Annotated in this window: 15 protein-coding genes; 6 read left to right on the top strand and 9 right to left on the bottom strand. The window is 61.5% G+C overall.

Annotated features, from left to right (window positions below; translation table 11 throughout):
- The first annotated feature begins 288 nt into the window (after positions 1 to 288).
- The 5 genes from gcvH to AABM52_RS10845 all read left to right on the top strand — a co-directional run bounded on the left by gcvH (position 289) and on the right by AABM52_RS10845 (position 4,605).
- Positions 289 to 672: a glycine cleavage system protein GcvH gene (gene gcvH, locus AABM52_RS10865; RefSeq protein ID WP_347911743.1), complete on the top strand. Its 384-nt coding sequence runs from the start codon at positions 289 to 291 to the stop codon at positions 670 to 672.
- A 40-nt stretch (positions 673 to 712) separates the two neighbouring features.
- On the top strand, positions 713 to 1,969 hold the full coding sequence (gene glyA / locus AABM52_RS10860; RefSeq protein ID WP_347911742.1) for a serine hydroxymethyltransferase: 1,257 nt from the start codon (positions 713 to 715) through the stop codon (positions 1,967 to 1,969).
- A 141-nt stretch (positions 1,970 to 2,110) separates the two neighbouring features.
- Complete coding sequence (gene lipA, locus AABM52_RS10855) at positions 2,111 to 3,100, top strand: lipoyl synthase (protein WP_347911741.1); 990 nt, start codon at positions 2,111 to 2,113, stop codon at positions 3,098 to 3,100.
- Positions 3,101 to 3,133: 33 nt separating this feature from the next.
- Complete coding sequence (locus AABM52_RS10850) at positions 3,134 to 3,892, top strand: M15 family metallopeptidase (RefSeq protein WP_347911740.1); 759 nt, start codon at positions 3,134 to 3,136, stop codon at positions 3,890 to 3,892.
- On the top strand, positions 3,889 to 4,605 hold the full coding sequence (locus tag AABM52_RS10845) for a L,D-transpeptidase family protein (RefSeq protein ID WP_347911739.1): 717 nt from the start codon (positions 3,889 to 3,891) through the stop codon (positions 4,603 to 4,605). Before AABM52_RS10850 ends, AABM52_RS10845 begins: the two co-directional genes overlap by 4 nt.
- A 119-nt stretch (positions 4,606 to 4,724) precedes the next feature.
- On the opposite strand, the gene AABM52_RS10840 is transcribed toward AABM52_RS10845, so the two are convergent.
- The 7 genes from AABM52_RS10840 to AABM52_RS10810 all read right to left on the bottom strand — a co-directional run bounded on the left by AABM52_RS10840 (position 4,725) and on the right by AABM52_RS10810 (position 14,214).
- Entirely contained in the window at positions 4,725 to 6,113 is a 1,389-nt protein-coding gene (locus AABM52_RS10840; RefSeq protein WP_347911738.1) for a cytosine permease, read from the bottom strand.
- 46 nt (positions 6,114 to 6,159) lie between these two features.
- Positions 6,160 to 6,900 carry a TorF family putative porin gene (locus AABM52_RS10835; RefSeq protein WP_347911736.1) on the bottom strand — a complete coding sequence of 247 codons (741 nt, stop codon included), beginning with the start codon at positions 6,898 to 6,900 and terminating at the stop codon, positions 6,160 to 6,162.
- A gap of 109 nt (positions 6,901 to 7,009) precedes the next feature.
- Complete coding sequence (locus AABM52_RS10830; protein WP_347911735.1) at positions 7,010 to 8,749, bottom strand: amidohydrolase; 1,740 nt, start codon at positions 8,747 to 8,749, stop codon at positions 7,010 to 7,012.
- 18 nt (positions 8,750 to 8,767) lie between these two features.
- Positions 8,768 to 10,564 (bottom strand): amidohydrolase, encoded by a 1,797-nt coding sequence (locus AABM52_RS10825; protein WP_347912611.1) that lies wholly within the window; start codon positions 10,562 to 10,564, stop codon positions 8,768 to 8,770.
- Positions 10,565 to 10,764: 200 nt separating this feature from the next.
- Complete coding sequence (locus AABM52_RS10820) at positions 10,765 to 11,787, bottom strand: helix-turn-helix transcriptional regulator (protein ID WP_347912610.1); 1,023 nt, start codon at positions 11,785 to 11,787, stop codon at positions 10,765 to 10,767.
- Between the two features lie 88 nt (positions 11,788 to 11,875).
- On the bottom strand, positions 11,876 to 12,718 hold the full coding sequence (locus tag AABM52_RS10815; RefSeq protein ID WP_347911734.1) for a nitrilase family protein: 843 nt from the start codon (positions 12,716 to 12,718) through the stop codon (positions 11,876 to 11,878).
- The gene (locus AABM52_RS10810) at positions 12,715 to 14,214 is read right to left on the bottom strand and encodes a cytosine permease (protein ID WP_347911733.1); all 1,500 of its coding nucleotides are present in this window, start codon (positions 14,212 to 14,214) and stop codon (positions 12,715 to 12,717) included. The genes AABM52_RS10815 and AABM52_RS10810 overlap by 4 nt, the downstream gene beginning before the upstream one ends.
- Before the next feature lie 199 nt (positions 14,215 to 14,413).
- Here AABM52_RS10810 and AABM52_RS10805 point away from each other — a divergent pair, with 199 nt between their 5' ends.
- On the top strand, positions 14,414 to 15,316 hold the full coding sequence (locus AABM52_RS10805; RefSeq protein WP_347911732.1) for a LysR family transcriptional regulator: 903 nt from the start codon (positions 14,414 to 14,416) through the stop codon (positions 15,314 to 15,316).
- Positions 15,317 to 15,540: 224 nt separating this feature from the next.
- Here the strand turns inward: AABM52_RS10805 and AABM52_RS10800 are convergent, their stop codons facing one another.
- Positions 15,541 to 16,074 carry a cysteine hydrolase family protein gene (locus AABM52_RS10800; RefSeq protein ID WP_347911731.1) on the bottom strand — a complete coding sequence of 178 codons (534 nt, stop codon included), beginning with the start codon at positions 16,072 to 16,074 and terminating at the stop codon, positions 15,541 to 15,543.
- 69 nt (positions 16,075 to 16,143) lie between these two features.
- Positions 16,144 to 17,871: a gamma-glutamyltransferase gene (gene ggt, locus AABM52_RS10795; RefSeq protein ID WP_347911730.1), complete on the bottom strand. Its 1,728-nt coding sequence runs from the start codon at positions 17,869 to 17,871 to the stop codon at positions 16,144 to 16,146.
- Positions 17,872 to 17,986: the final 115 nt, after the last annotated feature.

Here is a 17,986-nt window from a genome sequence, read left to right as displayed (position 1 = left end):
GGCTCACTCCTACAGGGGATCGGTGTTGTTGTTGAATTGTTCGTCTGCAAATCGATACAGCGTAGCGGAATCAAGACAAATCCTTTCCCACCGCGCATTTACGGCGTCTGCTCCCACAGCCCTGTTTGTCTGTATTGATTTCAATACAGATGAAATCTATCGCACTTAATAAAACAACTTCAAGCCATTGATTTAAAACAAATAAAAAACATTGGCACCACCCTTGCTATCACTCCTCCAACCCCGCTCGTCGTCCCGCCACGAGCGTCAAAACAATAAGGAGTTGATATGAGCCAATTGCGTTTTACCGTCGATCACGAATGGTTGCGCCTTGAAAGCAATGGCCTGGTCACCGTCGGCATCACGGCGTTTGCCCAGCAGGCGCTGGGGGATGTGGTGTTCGTTCAGGTGCCTGAACTGGGCGCCTTCGATGCAGGCGCTGAAGTGTCGGTGCTGGAATCGGTGAAGGCTGCCAGCAGTATCGGCATGCCGCTGGACGGTGAAGTGGTCGAGATCAACGCGACGCTGGAGAGTACCCCGGAACTGGTCAACGAAGACCCATTGGGCGAAGGCTGGTTCTTTCGCTTCAAACCGGTCGATGCCCTGGCGCTGGGCGATCTACTGGATCAAGACGCCTATGAACGCCTGACCGCAGAACACGCCGACGCTTGAAGCCCCTACGCATATCCCGAATCCGAAAAAGGACCACACCATGTTCAGCAAGCACGACCAGATCAAAGGCTATGACGACGAACTGCTGGCGGCGATGAATGCCGAGGATGCGCGGCAGGAACACCATATCGAACTGATCGCCTCGGAAAACTACACCAGCCAGCGGGTGATGGAGGCACAAGGCAGCGGCCTGACCAACAAGTACGCCGAAGGCTATCCGGGCAAGCGCTACTACGGCGGCTGCGAGCACGTCGATGTGGTCGAGCAACTGGCCATCGACCGCGCCAAACAACTGTTCGGTGCCGACTACGCCAACGTCCAGCCGCACTCCGGCAGCCAGGCCAACGCCGCGGTTTATCTGGCCCTTCTGCAAGCCGGCGACACCGTGCTCGGCATGAGCCTGGCCCACGGCGGCCACCTGACCCACGGCGCCAAAGTGAGTTTTTCCGGCAAGCTCTACAACGCCGTGCAGTACGGCATCGACACCACCACGGGCCTGATCGATTACGACGAGGTCGAGCGCCTGGCGGTCGAGCACAAGCCGAAGATGATCATCGCCGGGTTCTCGGCCTATTCGAAAACCCTGGACTTCCCGCGCTTCCGTCAGATCGCCGATAAGGTCGGCGCGTACCTCTTCGTCGACATGGCCCACGTCGCCGGCCTGGTGGCGACCGGTCTGTACCCCAACCCCCTGCCCTACGCCGACGTGGTCACCACCACCACCCACAAGACCCTGCGCGGCCCGCGTGGCGGTCTGATTCTGGCCAAGGCCAATGCGGAACTGGAGAAAAAGCTCAACGCTGCGGTATTCCCCGGTGGTCAGGGTGGCCCGCTGATGCACGTGATCGCCGCCAAGGCCGTGTGCTTCAAGGAAGCGCTGGAGCCAGGCTTCAAGACCTATCAGGCGCAAGTGATCCGCAACGCCCAGGCCATGGCGCAGGTGTTTATCGAGCGCGGTTACGACGTGGTGTCCGGCGGTACCGACAACCATCTGTTCCTGGTCAGCCTGATCCGCCAGGGCCTCACCGGCAAAGACGCCGACGCCGCCCTCGGCCGCGCCGGCATCACCGTGAACAAAAACGCCGTGCCCAACGATCCGCAATCGCCGTTCGTGACCTCCGGTTTGCGCATCGGCACGCCGGCGATCACCAGCCGTGGTTTCAAGGAAGCGCAGAGCATTGCGTTGGCGGGCTGGATCTGCGACATCCTCGATCACCTCGGCGATGCCGATATCGAGGCCAATGTCGCCCGGCAAGCGGCAGCCCTGTGCGCGGACTTCCCGGTCTACCGCGACTGAGCAATCCACACAAATCCCCTGTAGGAGCGAGCCTGCTCGCGATAGCGGTGGATCAGTCGCTATTCATATTGACTGATACGACGCTATCGCGAGCAGGCTCACTCCTACAGGTTCTGCTCCCTGCTGCACAAGGAAAGCATCATGAATGCCATTGTCGAATCAACCGGCAACAGCCCGGCCAAAGTAGAAATCGGCACCAAACTGCGCGGTGCGGAAAAGGTTGCGCGGATTCCGGTGAAGATCATTCCCACGGATGAATTCCCGCGCAAACCCGACTGGATTCGCGTGCGCATGCCGATCTCGCCCGAGGTCGACCGGATCAAACAACTGCTGCGCAAGCACAAGCTGCACAGCGTCTGCGAAGAAGCCTCGTGCCCGAACCTCGGTGAGTGTTTTTCCGGCGGTACGGCGACTTTCATGATCATGGGCGACATCTGCACCCGTCGCTGTCCGTTCTGCGATGTCGGCCATGGCCGGCCCAAGCCTCTGGACACCAACGAGCCGATGAACCTGGCCGTGGCCATCGCCGAGCTGCGCCTGAAGTACGTGGTGATCACCTCGGTGGACCGCGACGATTTGCGCGACGGTGGTGCCCAGCACTTTGTCGATTGCCTGCGGGAAATCCGCAAGCTGTCCCCCGGCATTCAACTGGAAACCCTGGTGCCGGATTATCGCGGACGCATGGACGTGGCCCTGGCGATCACCGCCAATGAGCCGCCGGACGTGTTCAACCACAACCTGGAAACCGTACCCCGCCTGTACAAGGCCGCGCGGCCGGGTTCGGACTTTGAGTGGTCGCTGGACCTGCTGCAGAAATTCAAGCAAGCGGTGCCCCATGTGCCGACCAAATCCGGTCTGATGCTGGGCCTTGGCGAAACCGACGAGGAGGTTATCGAGGTCATGCAGCGCATGCGCGAGCACGACATCGACATGCTGACCCTCGGCCAATACCTGCAACCCTCCCGCAGTCACTTGCCGGTGCAGCGCTTCGTGCACCCGGACACCTTTGCCTGGTTCGCCGAAGAAGGCACGCGCATGGGCTTCAAGAACGTGGCGTCCGGGCCGCTGGTGCGCTCGTCCTATCACGCCGATCAACAACTTCATGGAGGTACGGACGGTTTCAAGCCATGATGGAATGACTGGTCATGCATGGAGCCGTTCCCGATGTCGCGTTCACCCTGTCTGTTGTTGCTGTGCCTGAGCCTTGCCACGCCGTGCATGGCCGACGAGCCGAAACCCGGGCACATGGTGTATGTGCGCAGCGTCGACCCGGGCATCGAGCAGGACATCCGCTACGCCAGCGCGCACAACTTCACCGGGCACCCGCTCGACGGCTACCAGGCGGCGGAGTGTCTGCTGTCGGAGGACGCTGCGAAGGCATTGGCCCGAGTGCAAAGCTCACTGAAAGCCGAAGGCTACGGCTTGAAGGTATTCGATTGTTATCGCCCGACCCGCGCGGTGGCGGACATGGGACGCTTCGCCACCGAACCTGGCGACCCGCTGAAGACCGAGTTCTATCCACGGGTCGACAAGCAGGACTTCTGGCGCCTGGGTTATGTGGCCCGGGTGTCCAATCATTCCCGGGGCAACACCGTCGACCTGACCCTGACCGGCCCCGACGCCCTGCCCGCCGACACCTGGACGCCTTCGGTCACGCCAGTGGATTGCACCGCCCCTTACGGCCAGCGCTGGCACGACGGCGCGTTGGACATGGGCACCGGTTTCGATTGTTTCGATGAGCGGGCGCACACCGACTCGGCGCTGATCAACGCCACGGCCAAAGCCAATCGCCAACGCCTGACCAGTGCCATGGCCAGGGAAGGCTTCGTGGGTTATTCGGCCGAGTGGTGGCACTTCACGTACAGCGGAAATCCGCAGAAGCCGGACGTCATGGACTTCCCCATCACGCCGCTTGCACCATGAACTGTCTGCTCAAAACCCTGTTGGTGGCGTTGTTTCCGCTGTCCGCGATGGCCCAGGGACTCGACGGCAGCGACCAGCTGATCGTGGTCACCAGTAAAAACTGGGATGACATCCGGGGTACTGCCCAGCGCTATGAACGGCACGGGCAGACCTTGCAAAAATTCGAAGCGCCCTTTGCAGTGGTGCTCGGCAAGAACGGTATGGGTTGGGGCAAGGGGCTGCTCGATATCGGGCAACCTGAAGGACCGGTCAAACAGGAAGGCGATGGCAAGGCGCCGGCCGGAATGTTCAAGCTGGGCACGGCGTTTGGCTATGCGCCTGCGGCCGAGACCCGCCTGCCCTATCTGTCGCTGACACCGACCATCGAATGTGTGGATGACAGCCAATCCACGCGTTACAACGAACTGGTCGACGGAGCGGTCGTCGAAAAGGACTGGAACAGCTCCGAACGGATGCGCCGCTCGGATGAGTTGTACCGCCAAGGCATCGTCATCCAGCACAACACCCCGGCCTCTCCCGCTGCCGGTTCATGCATTTTCTTCCACATCTGGCGCGGCCCCACGACGCCGACCCGTGGTTGTACGGCCATGGACCCGGCGGATATCGCGCGGTTGCTCGATTGGCTGGACCCGGGCAAATCCCCTGTGCTGGTGCAACTGCCGCAAGCGCAGTACGAGCAGTTGCGTGAGCGCTGGAAACTGCCTGAGCACTAACCCTGTGGCGAGGGGGCTTGCCCCCGTTGGGGCGCGAAGCGGCCCTAAAAGATGGGCCTGCTGCGCAGTCCAACGGGGGCAAGCCCCCTCGCCACAAGAACTCGCCGTTCTGACGGGCATTAACCCCGCTCAACCACCACGCCACTCATCGACGGCTTGGCCAGCGCGTAATAGATCACCCCCGGCACCAGCAGCCCGACGATCCAGGAAATATCCACGCCGCCCAGTTGCGCAACCATCGGCCCGGAGTAGAAATGGGTGTCGACAAAAGGCAACTGGATCAACACGCCGATCACGTAGACGCTGATCCCCAGCACGTTCCAGCGACCGTAGCGCCCGTTCGGGTCGGACAGCGCCGGAACGTCGTAACGCTCCTTGTTGATGAAGTAGTAATCCACCAGGTTGATCGCGCTCCACGGGGTGAAGAACGTCAGCAAAAACAGGATGAAGTACTTGAACGAGTTGAGGAACGAGTACTGCCCCAGCAATGCCAGCGCGGTGGACGCCGCGACGATCAGCAGCACAAACAGCATGCGCTGGCGGGCGGTGATTTCCAGGCGACGACGAAAGCCACTGATGATGGTGGCGATGCACATGAAACTGCCGTAGGCGTTGAGGGTGGACACCGTGACCTTGCCGAACACAATGCTCAGGTACAGCAAGGACGCGATCACACCGCTACTGCCCAGGCCGACAATGGTCGCCACTTCGTGCCCACGGAAATTGGCCCCGGCCAGTGCGGCGGCGAACACCCCCAGCACCATCGAAGTCTGAGCCCCCAGCACTGTGCCGAGGCCCACGGCGGCAAAGGTTTTCCACGATGAAGTCTTGCTCGGCAGGTAGCGCGAGTAGTCCGCCACGTAGGGGCCGAAGGCGATCTGCCAGGACGCCGAGAGCGAAACCGCCAGCAGGAAGGTGCTCCAGGCAAAATGACGATTGTCGAGCAGCAGGCCGATGTCGTTGAGGGTCATCAACCGGGTGAACAGGTAGGCGAAGGCGATGATGCCCAGCACGCTGGCCACCCGCCCGACCAGGTGAATCACCCGATAGCCGAAGATCGTCAGGAACGCGATGCACGCCGCGAAAATCAGGATGCCGGTACTGTCGCTGACACTGATCAACTGCGCGATCGCCTGCCCCGACAGCACCGCGCCGGTGGCGCTGAAACCGAGGTACATCAGGCACACCAGGACAATCGGGATCGCCGCGCCATATACCCCGAACTGCACGCGGCTGGAGATCATCTGCGGCAGCCCAAGCTTCGGCCCTTGCGCCGCGTGCAGCGCTACCACGGCACCGCCGAGCACTTGCCCGATCAGCAAGCCGATCAGCGACCAGAACACGTCGCCGCCCAGCACCACGGCCAGGGCGCCGGTGACGATGGCGGTGATTTGCAGGTTGGCACCCAGCCACAGGGTGAACTGGCTGTAGAGACTGCCGTGTCGCTCAGCCTCGGGAATGAAGTCGATCGAGCGGGTCTCGACCAGGGGACTGCGTTGCGCACTCATGACGGTGTTTCCTTTGTGGAACTGTTTTTGTTGTCAGGGACGGAAATTAAAATGTCTTGGTTGCGCTGGCTACAACTGTCGCCGAACAGAGGTCGTCATAGCCGTACCAGCCGCTGCACTCGCTCTTCGACAGGTCGGTGTCGACATAGCTCAGGCCCCAGGTCACGCCGACGAAGTCACGGGTCAACTTCGCTTCCCACTCGTAATAGGCTTCGCGGTTGTCGCCGTTGGCGGACCAGAACGCCGGGTCTTTCACGTCGTTGCGTCCCACACGCAGTTCCAGGCCGACCTCGGCCGGCAGCGTGAACTTGTAGCCGACGTAGGTGTAGAGCGTGTCCTGGTCTTCGCCGAAAACGTTCGGCGTGTCCTTGGAGTAATTGGCACCCAGCTTCACGCCGTACAGGTCAAGGACCGCGTAGATTTCGCTCAGGTTGAATTCGGAATCTTTCGGGTAGTCGTACTTGATGTAGCCCAGATCCAAGCTGATCGCGTCCGTCGCCTGCCAGTAGTAACCGGCGTAGTACTCACGCTCCTGCCGGGTGTCGAAGCCGCCGCCGAAATCGACGTTGGAGGTCCAGGCGCCGATGTACAGGCCGCTGCTGTGCAGCAGCGTTGCGCCGCCCTGTACCGCCGGATCGCCCAGGGTTTGCGAGATGCCCCGGGAACGGTAGTCGCTGACGACGCCCAGGGTCATATCCAGGCTGAAATCATCGTTGAGGACCAGGGCCTGGCTGCTCAGGGGGATCAATGCCAGTGTCGCGAGGGTCAATGCTGAAAGTGCGTTCATACAGTTCTCTTGTTGTTATGGCGTACGGGGAATTTCAGGCATGGCGATGCCAGGCCCCTCGCGCTGCGAGGGGCTGGCGGTTTTTTTGCGGGTGCGGGGTGTACGCAGGTCAGGACGCGGGGGCGTAGACCTGTTTGCCGGCGAAGAAGGTGTTCAGGACTTTGGTCTCGAACAGCTCGTCATCGCTGACCTTGAACACATCACGGTCGAGGATGATCAGGTCGGCCTGCTTGCCCGGTGCCAGCGAACCGATCTGCTGCTCCAGGCGCAGGGTTTTCGCCGCGTTGATGGTGTAGGCGTAGAACATGGTCTGGCGATCGATGCTTTCCTTGGCGTTGAGTACACCCAACGGCCCTTTGCGCGTGCTGGCCTGGGCGATGGCGTTGAACGGATTGTTGCTGGACACCGGCCAGTCGCTGCCACCGGCAATCGTCGCGCCCGCGTTATGCAGGGACCGCGCGGGATACTGGTAACCGTAGGCAAAGGCGCTGATGTAAGGCTTGACCAGTTCGACGGTGTAGGATTCGCCGGTGGCCCACAGCAGTTGCATGGAAGCGATCACACCCAGTTCCTTGAAGCGTGGAAACTCCTTGGGATTGACCAGTTGCAGGTGCGCGATGCTGTGGGGTACCGGCGTCGGGCTAAGCTTGCGCGCATACGCCACGCCATTGAGCGCTTCACGCACCGCGCGGTCGCCGACGGCATGCATGTGCACGATCCAGCCGCGTTTTTCCGCCGCCACCACCAGTTCGCCGAAGTGCGCCGGATCGGTCAGCAACTGACCATTTTTATGGCTGTTCTTGAACGGTACGATGACCGCTGCGGTTTGCCCCGGGAACTCGAGAATGCCGTCGACAAACACCTTGATGCCGGGGAACGTCAGGTTAGGCACGCCCTCGAATTGCTTCATCACTGTGGCGATCACTTCCAGGTCGGCGGGTTTGCTCTTCGGATTGGTGACCATCAACGCGGCGACGTGGGCGCTGAGTTCGCCGTTCTGCGCCAGTTCCTTGTACAGCGGCAGCACGCCGACACTTTCCGCGGTGGCATGGAAATCGAACAGCGTATCTTCGCTGCCGCCATTCGCCGCCGCGTCCATCCAGGCGGTGACGCCGAATTGATTGTTGATCTTCACCGCCTCGCGAGCGGCCTTGAGCATGGCCTCCGGGGTGGGCGCCGGAACACCGTTGCGCACCACGTCCCAACGGGATTCGGCGAAGTAGCCGTTCGGCGTGAAGTCCGCTTCATGACCGATGTAACCGCGTTCTTTCTCCGGCAGGCTCTTGACCAGTGCCGCGTCGATGCTCAAGCGCTTGAGCATTGCGTTATTGGCCCAACCGGTGTGGCCGTCGATGCCGCTGAAGACAATCGGTTGATCGGCCCAACGTCCCCGGTTGAACACCTTGCCCAGTTCACGACTCTTCTCCCAGTAGGCCGAACTGACCCCGGCCACGCTGATCACATCGCCGGACCGGGCACGCCCGGCCTTGTCCTCTTCGATCAACCATTGCTCGAGTTCCGGCAAAGGCTTGACCTCGTCCAGCAGGTTGGCCTTCATGCTGTCGAAAGCGCCCGTGACCGGGTGGCTGTGGGTGTCGATCATGCCTGGCATCAACACTTTGCCCGCCAGGTCGATGCGCTGGGTCTTGGCATCGGCCAGGGCATTGATTTCGGCATCGCTGCCCACTTTCAGAATCTTGCCGTCCTGCACCGCAACAGCCTGTACCAGCGCCTGGCCGGGTTCGGCGGTAAAGACCTTGCCGTTGAACAACACCAGGTCAGCGGCGGCCATGGCCTGCACCGACGACAAGGCCAGCGCGGCGGCCAACAGGTTTGGAATCAATCGCATCGGAACGCTCTCTGGTTTTTATAGGGCGGATCGGGAAGTAACAGCTTGGGAAACCATGTGTGGCGCAAGCCCGAGGAACGGCGCCTTGGCCCACACGACCTTGCCGCCGACCAGCGTCAGCAGCACATCATTGCGGCCCAGTTCCTCCTCGGGCACCTGCATGAAGTTCTTGTCGAGCACGATCAGGTCAGCGAACTTGCCGACTTCGACCGACCCCAACACCGTGTCCAGCTTCAGCTGTTCAGCGGAACTGAGGGTGATGCTGCGCAGCACTTCGGCTCGTGACAGCGCCGGATCGGCATTGAGTCGCCCGGCATACTTCGGCCCATAGCTGTGTGGATTGGTGGGGTCGCCGGAACGGGTGACACCGACTTTCAGCGCCAGGAATTCATCCAGCGGATCGACCGGCCAATCGCTGCCAAAGGCCACTCGGCCGCCGGCATGGGCGATGCTGCCCGAGGGCTCCATGCGCTCGAATCGCTCGGCGCCAAGGTGATCGCTGGTGCCGTCGACCGTGGACGGTGCCTGCTGCGCCCACTGGAACGACATGGTGGCCGTGACGTCCAGTGCCTTGAAGCGCGAATAGTCGGCAGGGTCGACAGACTCGGCGTGCGCGATGGCCGGACGGAAATCAGTACCGGGCAGTTCCTTGCGCACGTAGGCGACGCTGTCCAGTGCATCGCGCACCGCGCGCTCGCCGGTGGCGTGCAGGTGCGGATCGAGACCGGCCTTGACCGCTTGCAACAACAACGGATTGAGCACTTGCGGCGGGAAGTACAGTTCGCCCAGGTTCTTGCCCGGCGTCCACTTCGGCGCCTTGTCGGTGCCGCTGTTGTGCAGGTACGGGGTCAACATGGCGCCGGTGTCCGCCGGGGCATTGATGATGCCGTCCATGAACAGTTTGACGTGGCGCATGTTCACGCCCGGCGCGACACGCACTTCGCCCTGGTCGTAGGTGCTGGCCAGCGCCTTGGCCTCGGCGATGGTTTTCACCGGGTCGGCGGCAGCGGCGGCCGGGTCCAGCTTGATCGCCAGCAAGGCCCGGGCGGTCAGTTCGCCGGACTTTTGCAGGCGGGTGAAGGCCTTGCCGTTTTCCGGGCCGGACAGTGCATCGAAGAAACTGGTGATGCCTTGCTGGCGCATGGCGTCGAGGGCTGCGCGAACCTGATTGAGTTTTTCCGCGTCGGTCGCAGGCGGCACCACGGCGGCCAACGATTCGGCGGCGCCGTCTTCACAGATGCCGTTCGGATTGCCGGCGCTGTCGCGTCGGTATTTGCCGTCTTCGGGGTCGGCGGTGTTCTTGTTGATGCCGGCCAGTTCCAGGCCACGAGAGTTGGTCAGCACGGTGTGGAAGTCGGTGGAGCGCACCTGGATCGGACGCTGGGTCTTGAGCGCGTCCAGGGTCGATTTGTCCGCATCGCCGTCAAGCCCGGTCATGCCCATGCGGTCCCAGCTGCCGACTTCCAGCCACACGTCCGGGCCCTTGTCCTTTTCGGCATCCAGGCAAGCCTGGATGCTCGTCTGAAACTGCGCGCGGGTCATGGTTTGGTATTTCAGGTCACACAGGGTCATGGCCCGACCGCCATCCCCCGGGTGCATGTGCGCATCGACGAAGCCCGGCATCAGCATGCGCCCGGCCAGGTCGATCAGTTGTGTTTGCTTGCCGATGTAGGCGCCGACCCCGGCATCGCTGCCGACATAGACGATCTTGCCGCTCGAAATGGCAATGGCCTGCTGTACGGAATTCTGGCCATCGATGGTGTAGACGTAGCCATTGCGCATGACCGTGTCGGCGGGTGTCGCCGCCAACGCCATGCCGGAAAATGCCGTCGCCGTCGCAACGGCGACAAAAAGCCTGGAAAGTCTCAAATGCCTCACCCCTGTTCTTATTGTTTTGAAGCGGCCCGAAGCGACTGCGCCAGCCCCTGATAGACAGGGCCTACCCTATAGGGCGCAGCGTTCGAATGGACCTCTGCAAATGAGGAGGGGTGAGGCAAATAGTTGAAATGACGCGATTAATCGCGGCGCGCAGACTCAATCAGCGAACCGGGCGAACGCAGGACCGAACCCAGTTCCACCTTGCTTTTCACGCCGAGCTGCAAATAGCAATTGCGCAGGTAAGTACGCACGGTCGCCGGGCTAAGGGACAGGAGTTTGGCGATTTCCTTGTAGGAATGGCCGGCGGCGAACAACATCGCCGCCGTGCGTTCCCGAGGCGCCAGGCCTTCGGCCCGTGATGGCGCTTCGAGGGACAAGATGACATGTTCGGCATTGGGGCTCAGGGTCAACGCGCAGCGGCCCAAACGAACCACGCAGGGCGCTTTTTGCAACTGTGAGACAACTTCGACCGGCAGCATTGAACCGTTCCAGCCGGGCAGTTCACGCTGAATCGCTGCGCACAATCGCGCACCGACATACAGCAGGCTGCCGTCCATGCGCGCAATACCGAAGTCGCTCGCGCCATCATCGGTGTCGAAGCGAATCATGTCCTGCACCTGAAACCGCCATAGCTGGAACAAGTGATCACAAAACGCCGAAAACAACTCGGCCTCGTGTTCATCGAAATGCTGTTCGTGCTCGCCGCGGTAGAGACAGACGAAGAACATCAAGCCACTCTCGGGCAACTCGAAGGTGATGCCCATCAAGTGGTAGAGATCGTAACGCCGGGCGAAATCGTTGACGGCTTCGCACGGGTCGTTGAACCCTTTATCACGCACCACCTCGCCGGGTTGACTCAGTGTGGTATGGGAGAACTGATCGTTTGCCGCGACCGGATGCCATTCGGCGGCAAAGGATTCAGGGAGATTGATGCTGCCGTGCATCCAGCTCTGCGGGACAACATTGGGACCCGGCGTAGACATCTCGCCCCACCAGGCCGACGCAAACGGCACCAGTTGACCGAATGCCTGCAAACCGTCGGCGATGAAGCGCGACGCGCCACTTTCCCGCGCCAGCCGTCCAACGTGCAACACGCAGCGATTGAACGCCTTCAGCGTGGCCATGGACGTGTTGTCGCCGGCCTTGATCCCCTCCTCCATCATTGCGATCCCGTTCACTGCATGGTTTTTATCGTCTGGACGATGCCATAGGCTCGGGAATGGGTCCAGCGCACTTTGACATCAGCAGTTACAAACCGCTGAGCAACCCGTACAACGATGGTCGGCGGTCCTTGTGCAGGTCGTTGCGCGCGCTGATGCGCTTGTTGCGCGCTTCGGCGAGGTTCAGGGTGGCCAGCAACAATTGCTCGCCGCCCTGCTCCGCCGGCCCGGCCAGCGGGTAGCCATCGGCGTCGACTATGACCGAACCCTGGACCCAGCCGACCCCGCGTTCATGGCCATAGCGATCACAGGCGGCGATGAACATGCGGTTGACCGAGGCATTGGCCTGCACCCGCAGCACTTCGGCCGGGCGCTCGGTTTGCGGCCGCGGACCGTCGGGCCAGTTGACCGGCGCACACAGCAGATCGGCCCCGGCCAGCGCCGGCAGACGCACCCACTCGGGGAACTCCAGGTCGTAGCAAATCAGCATGCCGAGCCGCCCATGCACCGTTTCGACCACCGGCGGTGGCGCATCCCCGGCCGTGAAGATGTCCTTCTCGGCATCCCACAGATGCGCCTTGCGGTACACCGCGCGCAGGCCATTGGCGTCGATCATTGCCGCGCTGTTGGCCAGTTCATCACCGGGCAGGCGCTCGCAGAATCCGCCGACGATCACCAGGTTCAGCTCACGGGCCAGAGCCTGCCACAGTTGTAAAGTCGGACCGTCAGTGGTTTCCGCCAGAGACAGAGCTTCGTCGCGGTCGGCGAACAGATAGCCGCTCTGTACCAGTTCAGGCAGCACCACCACTTGCGCGCCCTGAAAGGCTGCCTGGCGGATCGCGCGCTCGGTGAGCGTGCGATTGTGGGCCAGGTCGCCGATTTTCGGTGCCAGTTGGCAGCAGGCGACCACGGTATTTTTTACGCTGTTCAACGCCCTGCCTCCGCAGATGAATGGGTCATGGCGACGATGTCGCTCTCGCTCAGCGCGTCGATCACCCGGCGTTCGGCGACCAGATCAATCGAGCGACTGAGCAGGTAATAGGTCAGCCCCGACACCACCAGGCCCACCAGCCAGGCGATATCCACGCCGTCCAGCACTCGCGCCAGCGGGCCGACGAAGACCTCTTTGCCGGCGGCGGCATCGAAGATGTAGAAGAACGGCACCATCGCGGCGAAGCCGATCAGGTACGAGACGATGCCGCGAAATTGCCAGGCGCCGTAGATGCCGTTTGGCGTGAAGAAATGCGGGATCGCATAGCGGCCCTTGCGCACAAAGAAGTAGTCCACCAGGTTGACGGCGGTCCACGGCACGAGGAAGTACAGCAACAACACCAGGAAGGTGTTCAACAGCGCGATGCCGTCACCTTTGATCGACAGCACGCAGGTCAACACAATGACGCTGATCACACTGATCGACAGCACACGGGCGCGGGGTGTCGGGGTGATTTTCCTGATCGAGTCGACACCGGTCAGCAGCGTCAGCATGGCGCTGTAGGTGTTGAGGGCGATGATCGGCAGGAAGCCCGCCACCGAGACGATTACCAGCAGATTGCCCAACCCAGGCACCATCGAGGAGCCGACCTGATTCAACGCCACCAGCGCGTCGGCGGCTTTCAGCTCCTGGGCCAGCCAGGCGCCGAGGCCGATCATCCAGCTGCCGGACAACGAGGCGCCGATGAACACCGCCGCGATCAGTTTCGCCCGGCTGGTGTTTTTTGGCAGGTAACGGGAATAGTCAGACACGTAGGGTGCATAGGAAATGTTGTAGCTGGCACCGATGGCGAACAGCGTGGCGAAGGCCACCCAGTTGAAGCCCAGGTCGGCCGCCGGCGTGACGCCTTCCTGGCCCGCGCCGAACATCAGGGCGATGGTCACCAGTGCGTACAGCGGCAAGGTCGCCAGCAAGGCCCACTTGAAGGCCTTGTGCATCAGGTCGTGGCCGTAGATCGACAACAGCGCGCCGATCAGCACAACGGCCACGGCGACGATGGTCGGATTAATGCCGAACACATGCTCCAGGCCATTCATGATCAGCGAAATGTTCACCACGTTGAAACCGACGAACACAAACATCGTCGCCATCAACGCCAGGATCACCCCGCGATAGCCGAACTGGGCGCGGGACTGGATCATCTGCGGCAGGCCCATTTCCGGGCCCTGGGAGCCGTGGAACGCCATGAAAATGGTGCCGAACATGATGCCCAGGGCACCGGCGAACATGGTCCACAGCGCGGACAAGCCAAGGCTCGGGCCGACAAAGCCGATGGAGATGGTGAAGAAGTGGAAATTGCCGAGGAACCAGAAAGGCCCCTGACTGCTGAGTTTGGCGTGGCGTTCGTTTTCCGGGATGTAGTCGATGGAGTGACCTTCGATGGCCAACCCGCCGCTCGCCTCGGCGGCGTGCGCAGACACTGGGGAACCTGACATACGATTGTTCCTATGCTGTTGTTTGTTGTTTTTGTGGGTACAGCGCTCGCTACGACGTCCAGTTCAGGTGAAAGTCCAGAAAAAGCTGACGATGACGCTGGTTTCACGGCAATGTAGGGCGTGAGTCCGGGCAATAAAATATCGCAGGCACACTGTTCACATAGACCTGCATCTATGTAAGCGAGAATCGGGAGCCCCCATGCTGGGAACTGTAACGGAGCTGGATCTGCGCCTGATCCGGGTATTTCTGACCGTCGTCGAAGCGGGTGGCATCTCGGCGGCGCAAACCGCCCTCAACACCACGCAACCCACAATCAGCGCGCAGTTGGCGACGCTGGAAGCCCGGGTCGGTTTCCGCTTGTGCGAACGCGGGCGCGGCGGGTTTTCGGTAACGCCCAAAGGCACTCAGTTCATCGAGGCGGCCCGGCGCTTGCTGGCGGCGGCCGAAGGCTTTCGGGTCGAGGTGCAGCACATCAACCGCAAAGTCTCGGGCAGCATCAACATTGGCCTGCTGGGGCAAATCGATCCGGTGGCAAACAAGAAAATCGGCCAGGCCATTGCCCGTTTGCGGGCGCGGCACGAGGGGTTGTACTTCCATTTCACCGAACTGTCGTCGTCGCTGCTGGAAGAAAAAATCATCAACGGCCATATCGACCTGGCCATCGGTTACTTCTGGCATCGCTTGCCCAGCATCGATTATTTCCCGCTGTTCCCGGAAACCCAGATTGCCTACTGCGCGCCCTCGCACCCGCTGTTCGGCAAGGTCGGCGCACTGACCCGGGAAGATGTCAGCGGGTTCGACTGGGTCTGGCCGAGCCATCCGCTGCCGGAAATGCCGGCCCCCACCTCCATCGAGCGCCTGACCGTGCTCACCGACAGCATGGACGGCGCGGCCCTGCTGATCCTGTCCGGCCAGCACCTGGGGTTTCTGCCACAGCACTACGCGACCCGCCATGAACAGCTGGGGCAGTTACACCCGCTGAACCCGGACCTGTTGCGCTATGAGGTCAGCTTTCATGCGGCGGTAAGGCATTCGGCGCGGCAGCGGGACCTGGTGAGTGCGTTCCTGAACGAGCTGATCGAGATTTTCGGAGCGGTGTAGGTTCTGTGGGAGTGGTGAGTCAGTCAAAGCCGATGCTGGCTGTAATGACGCCATCGCGAGCAAGCTCGCTCACAGGGTTATTGGGTGTACGCAAAATCCGGGAGCAACCGAAATTACTGTAGGAGTGAGCCTGCTCGCGATAGCGGTGGGTCAGCCGACATCAATGTTGGCTGTAACGACGTCATCGCGAGCAGGCTCACTCCCACAGGGGGAATGTGGTGGTATCAGAAGTGGATGTCCTTGGCCGGTATCACGTCGATCCGCGCCACGGAACCGGTGAGGTGCGCCAGGTCCTTGTTGTGCTCGGCGATGATGTCTTCGGCGGTCAGGTTGCCGTTGTCGACGGTGGAATGTGCGTCGCCCGCCAGCACCACGTCGTAGCCCAGTTTCAGGGCCTGGCGCACAGTGGCATTGACGCAGTAATCGGTCTGCAGGCCGCAGATGACCAGGCGTTCGAAGTCTTGCTCCGGCAACAGTTTTTGCAGCTTGGTCTTGTAGAACGAATCCGGGGTGGTCTTGCGCACGCGATGATCCGTGGCCGAGGTTTGCAGCCCTTCGGCCAGTTGCCAGCCGGCAGCGTCATGCGCCAGCGGACTGCCCGTTTCTTCGTGCTGGATCAGCACCACGGGAACTTCGGCCTTGCGGGCCCGGGCCGAGAGATCGTTGATCGTATCGATAACCCGTCCGATCTCGAAACACTCGTATTCACCGGAGCACAATGCCTGCTGAACGTCGATGATTAACAGTGCAGTGGTCATGATTTCCTTCCTTGTGATGTCGAGGGATCAGGGGACGAACATAAGCCCGTCCCCCTCCGGACACAACCCTCAATAACCCAGCGACAACCCGGTGTTACGCCGTGGGTCGTTCGCCCCGTAGAAACGGTTCTTGCCTACCGGCTTGCCACCCAGGGATGGCGCACCGACCAGGATCGCCGCCAGGTGGTTGGCGTCCTGAGGACCGGCAAACTTGTGCCCCCAGCTTTCGAGGATTTTCACCGTGTCCGGGCTGGTGGTGAAGGCTTCCAGGTTGGTTTCCTCCGGCAGCCACTGCTGATGAAAACGCGGTGCATCGACCGCTTCCTGGATGTTCATGCCGTAGTCGATCACGTTGAGCATGGTCAGCAAGGTCGCGGTGATGATGCGGCTGCCGCCCGGCGTACCGACCACCATCACCACTTTGCCGTCCTTGGTGACGATGGTCGGGCTCATGGACGACAGCGGCGCCTTGCCGGGCGCGATGGCATTGGCCTCGCCCTGCACCAGGCCGTACATGTTCGGTACGCCGATTTTCGAGGTGAAGTCGTCCATTTCATCGTTGAGGATGACCCCGGTCTTGCTCGCCATCACGCCGGCACCGAACCAGTCGTTGAGGGTGTAGGTCACCGACACCGCGTTGCCCCACTTGTCGACGATGGAGTAATGGGTGGTGTTGTTGCCTTCATGGGGCGCTACGCCGGGCTTGAGTTCGCTGGATACCGCGGCTTTTTGTGGCTTGATCGCGTCGCGCAGCTTGGTCGCGTAGTTTTTATCCAGCAGGTGGGCAATCGGGTTCTTCACGAAATCCGGGTCGCCCAGGTAGCTGTTGCGGTCCACGTAAGCGTGGCGCATCGCTTCGATCTGATAGTGCATGCCCTGGGCCGAGTGATAGCCCAGATCCTTCATCGGATAACCTTCGAGGATGTTCATGATCTCGCAGATCACCACCCCGCCGGAACTCGGTGGCGGTGCGGAAACCACGTGGTAGCCACGGTAGTCGCACTCGATGGGCGCCAGTTCGCGGGTCTTGTATTTGTCGAGGTCGGCCTGGGTGATGATGCCCTTGTTGGCCTGGCTGGAGGTGACGATGGCGTCGGCCACCCAGCCTTTATAGAAACCGTCGGCGCCTTTCTCGGAGATCTCCCGCAGGGTCTTGCTCAGGTCCTTTTGCACCAGTTTCTGGCCGACCTGCATCGGCTCGCCATTGCTCAGGAAGATCGCGCCGGAATCCTTGATGTCCTTCTTGAACATGTCGGTGGCATAGTCCAGCAGATCGACGTCGCCCTGTTCCAGCACGAAACCGTCTTCGGCCAGCTTGATGGCCGGGGCGATGATTTCCTTGCGCGGCTTGGTGCCGTACTTGGACAGCGCCAGTTCCATGCCCGACACGGTGCCCGGCACGCCCACGGCCAGGTGGCCACGGGTACTCAGATCGGGAACGACGTTGCCCTCCTTGTCCAGGTACATGTTGGCGGTAGCGGCCAGCGGGGCTTTTTCACGGAAGTCGAGGAAGGTCTTGCGCCCGTCCGCCAGTTGAATCGTCATGAAACCACCGCCGCCGAGGTTGCCTGCCGCGGGGTACACCACCGCCAGCGCATAGCCGACCGCCACCGCCGCATCCACGGCATTGCCGCCGTTCTTGAGCACATCCACGCCCACATGGCTGGCCAGGTGCTGGGCCGTGACCACCATGCCGTTTTCCCCGGTAGCCGGGGCCACGGAGGCGGCATGGGCGGTCAGGCAGCTGAGCGCCAATGAGGTCGCAATCAGCGATTTGGCAAAAGGTTCGTACTTCATGAGTCGGTCTCTTCTTGTTATTAAACAGGGAAACATTTCAAAAGCCGTAGCCAAGTATGGTCGGGATTACGGTTTGCGCCTCCCCGTCGAGGCAGTATCCTTAACGCCTGTTCAG

This window comes from Pseudomonas grandcourensis, from assembly GCF_039909015.1.
Taxonomy (GTDB): Bacteria; Pseudomonadota; Gammaproteobacteria; order Pseudomonadales; family Pseudomonadaceae; genus Aquipseudomonas; species Aquipseudomonas grandcourensis.
Note: the sequence above shows the minus strand (reverse complement) of the source record. Positions and strands in the feature narration are given on the sequence as shown.

Bases quoted from the DNA above. Each gene is read 5' to 3' on its own strand.
- gcvH (WP_347911743.1), top strand. From the start codon at position 289: ATGAGCCAATTGCGTTTTACCGTCGATCACGAATGGTTGCGCCTTGAA.
- glyA (WP_347911742.1), top strand. From the start codon at position 713: ATGTTCAGCAAGCACGACCAGATCAAAGGCTATGACGACGAACTGCTG.
- lipA (WP_347911741.1), top strand. From the start codon at position 2,111: ATGAATGCCATTGTCGAATCAACCGGCAACAGCCCGGCCAAAGTAGAA.
- AABM52_RS10850 (WP_347911740.1), top strand. From the start codon at position 3,134: ATGTCGCGTTCACCCTGTCTGTTGTTGCTGTGCCTGAGCCTTGCCACG.
- AABM52_RS10845 (WP_347911739.1), top strand. From the start codon at position 3,889: ATGAACTGTCTGCTCAAAACCCTGTTGGTGGCGTTGTTTCCGCTGTCC.
- AABM52_RS10840 (WP_347911738.1), bottom strand. From the start codon at position 6,113: ATGAGTGCGCAACGCAGTCCCCTGGTCGAGACCCGCTCGATCGACTTC.
- AABM52_RS10835 (WP_347911736.1), bottom strand. From the start codon at position 6,900: ATGAACGCACTTTCAGCATTGACCCTCGCGACACTGGCATTGATCCCC.
- AABM52_RS10830 (WP_347911735.1), bottom strand. From the start codon at position 8,749: ATGCGATTGATTCCAAACCTGTTGGCCGCCGCGCTGGCCTTGTCGTCG.
- AABM52_RS10825 (WP_347912611.1), bottom strand. From the start codon at position 10,564: ATGGCGTTGGCGGCGACACCCGCCGACACGGTCATGCGCAATGGCTAC.
- AABM52_RS10820 (WP_347912610.1), bottom strand. From the start codon at position 11,787: ATGGAGGAGGGGATCAAGGCCGGCGACAACACGTCCATGGCCACGCTG.
- AABM52_RS10810 (WP_347911733.1), bottom strand. From the start codon at position 14,214: ATGTCAGGTTCCCCAGTGTCTGCGCACGCCGCCGAGGCGAGCGGCGGG.
- AABM52_RS10805 (WP_347911732.1), top strand. From the start codon at position 14,414: ATGCTGGGAACTGTAACGGAGCTGGATCTGCGCCTGATCCGGGTATTT.
- AABM52_RS10800 (WP_347911731.1), bottom strand. From the start codon at position 16,074: ATGACCACTGCACTGTTAATCATCGACGTTCAGCAGGCATTGTGCTCC.
- ggt (WP_347911730.1), bottom strand. From the start codon at position 17,871: ATGAAGTACGAACCTTTTGCCAAATCGCTGATTGCGACCTCATTGGCG.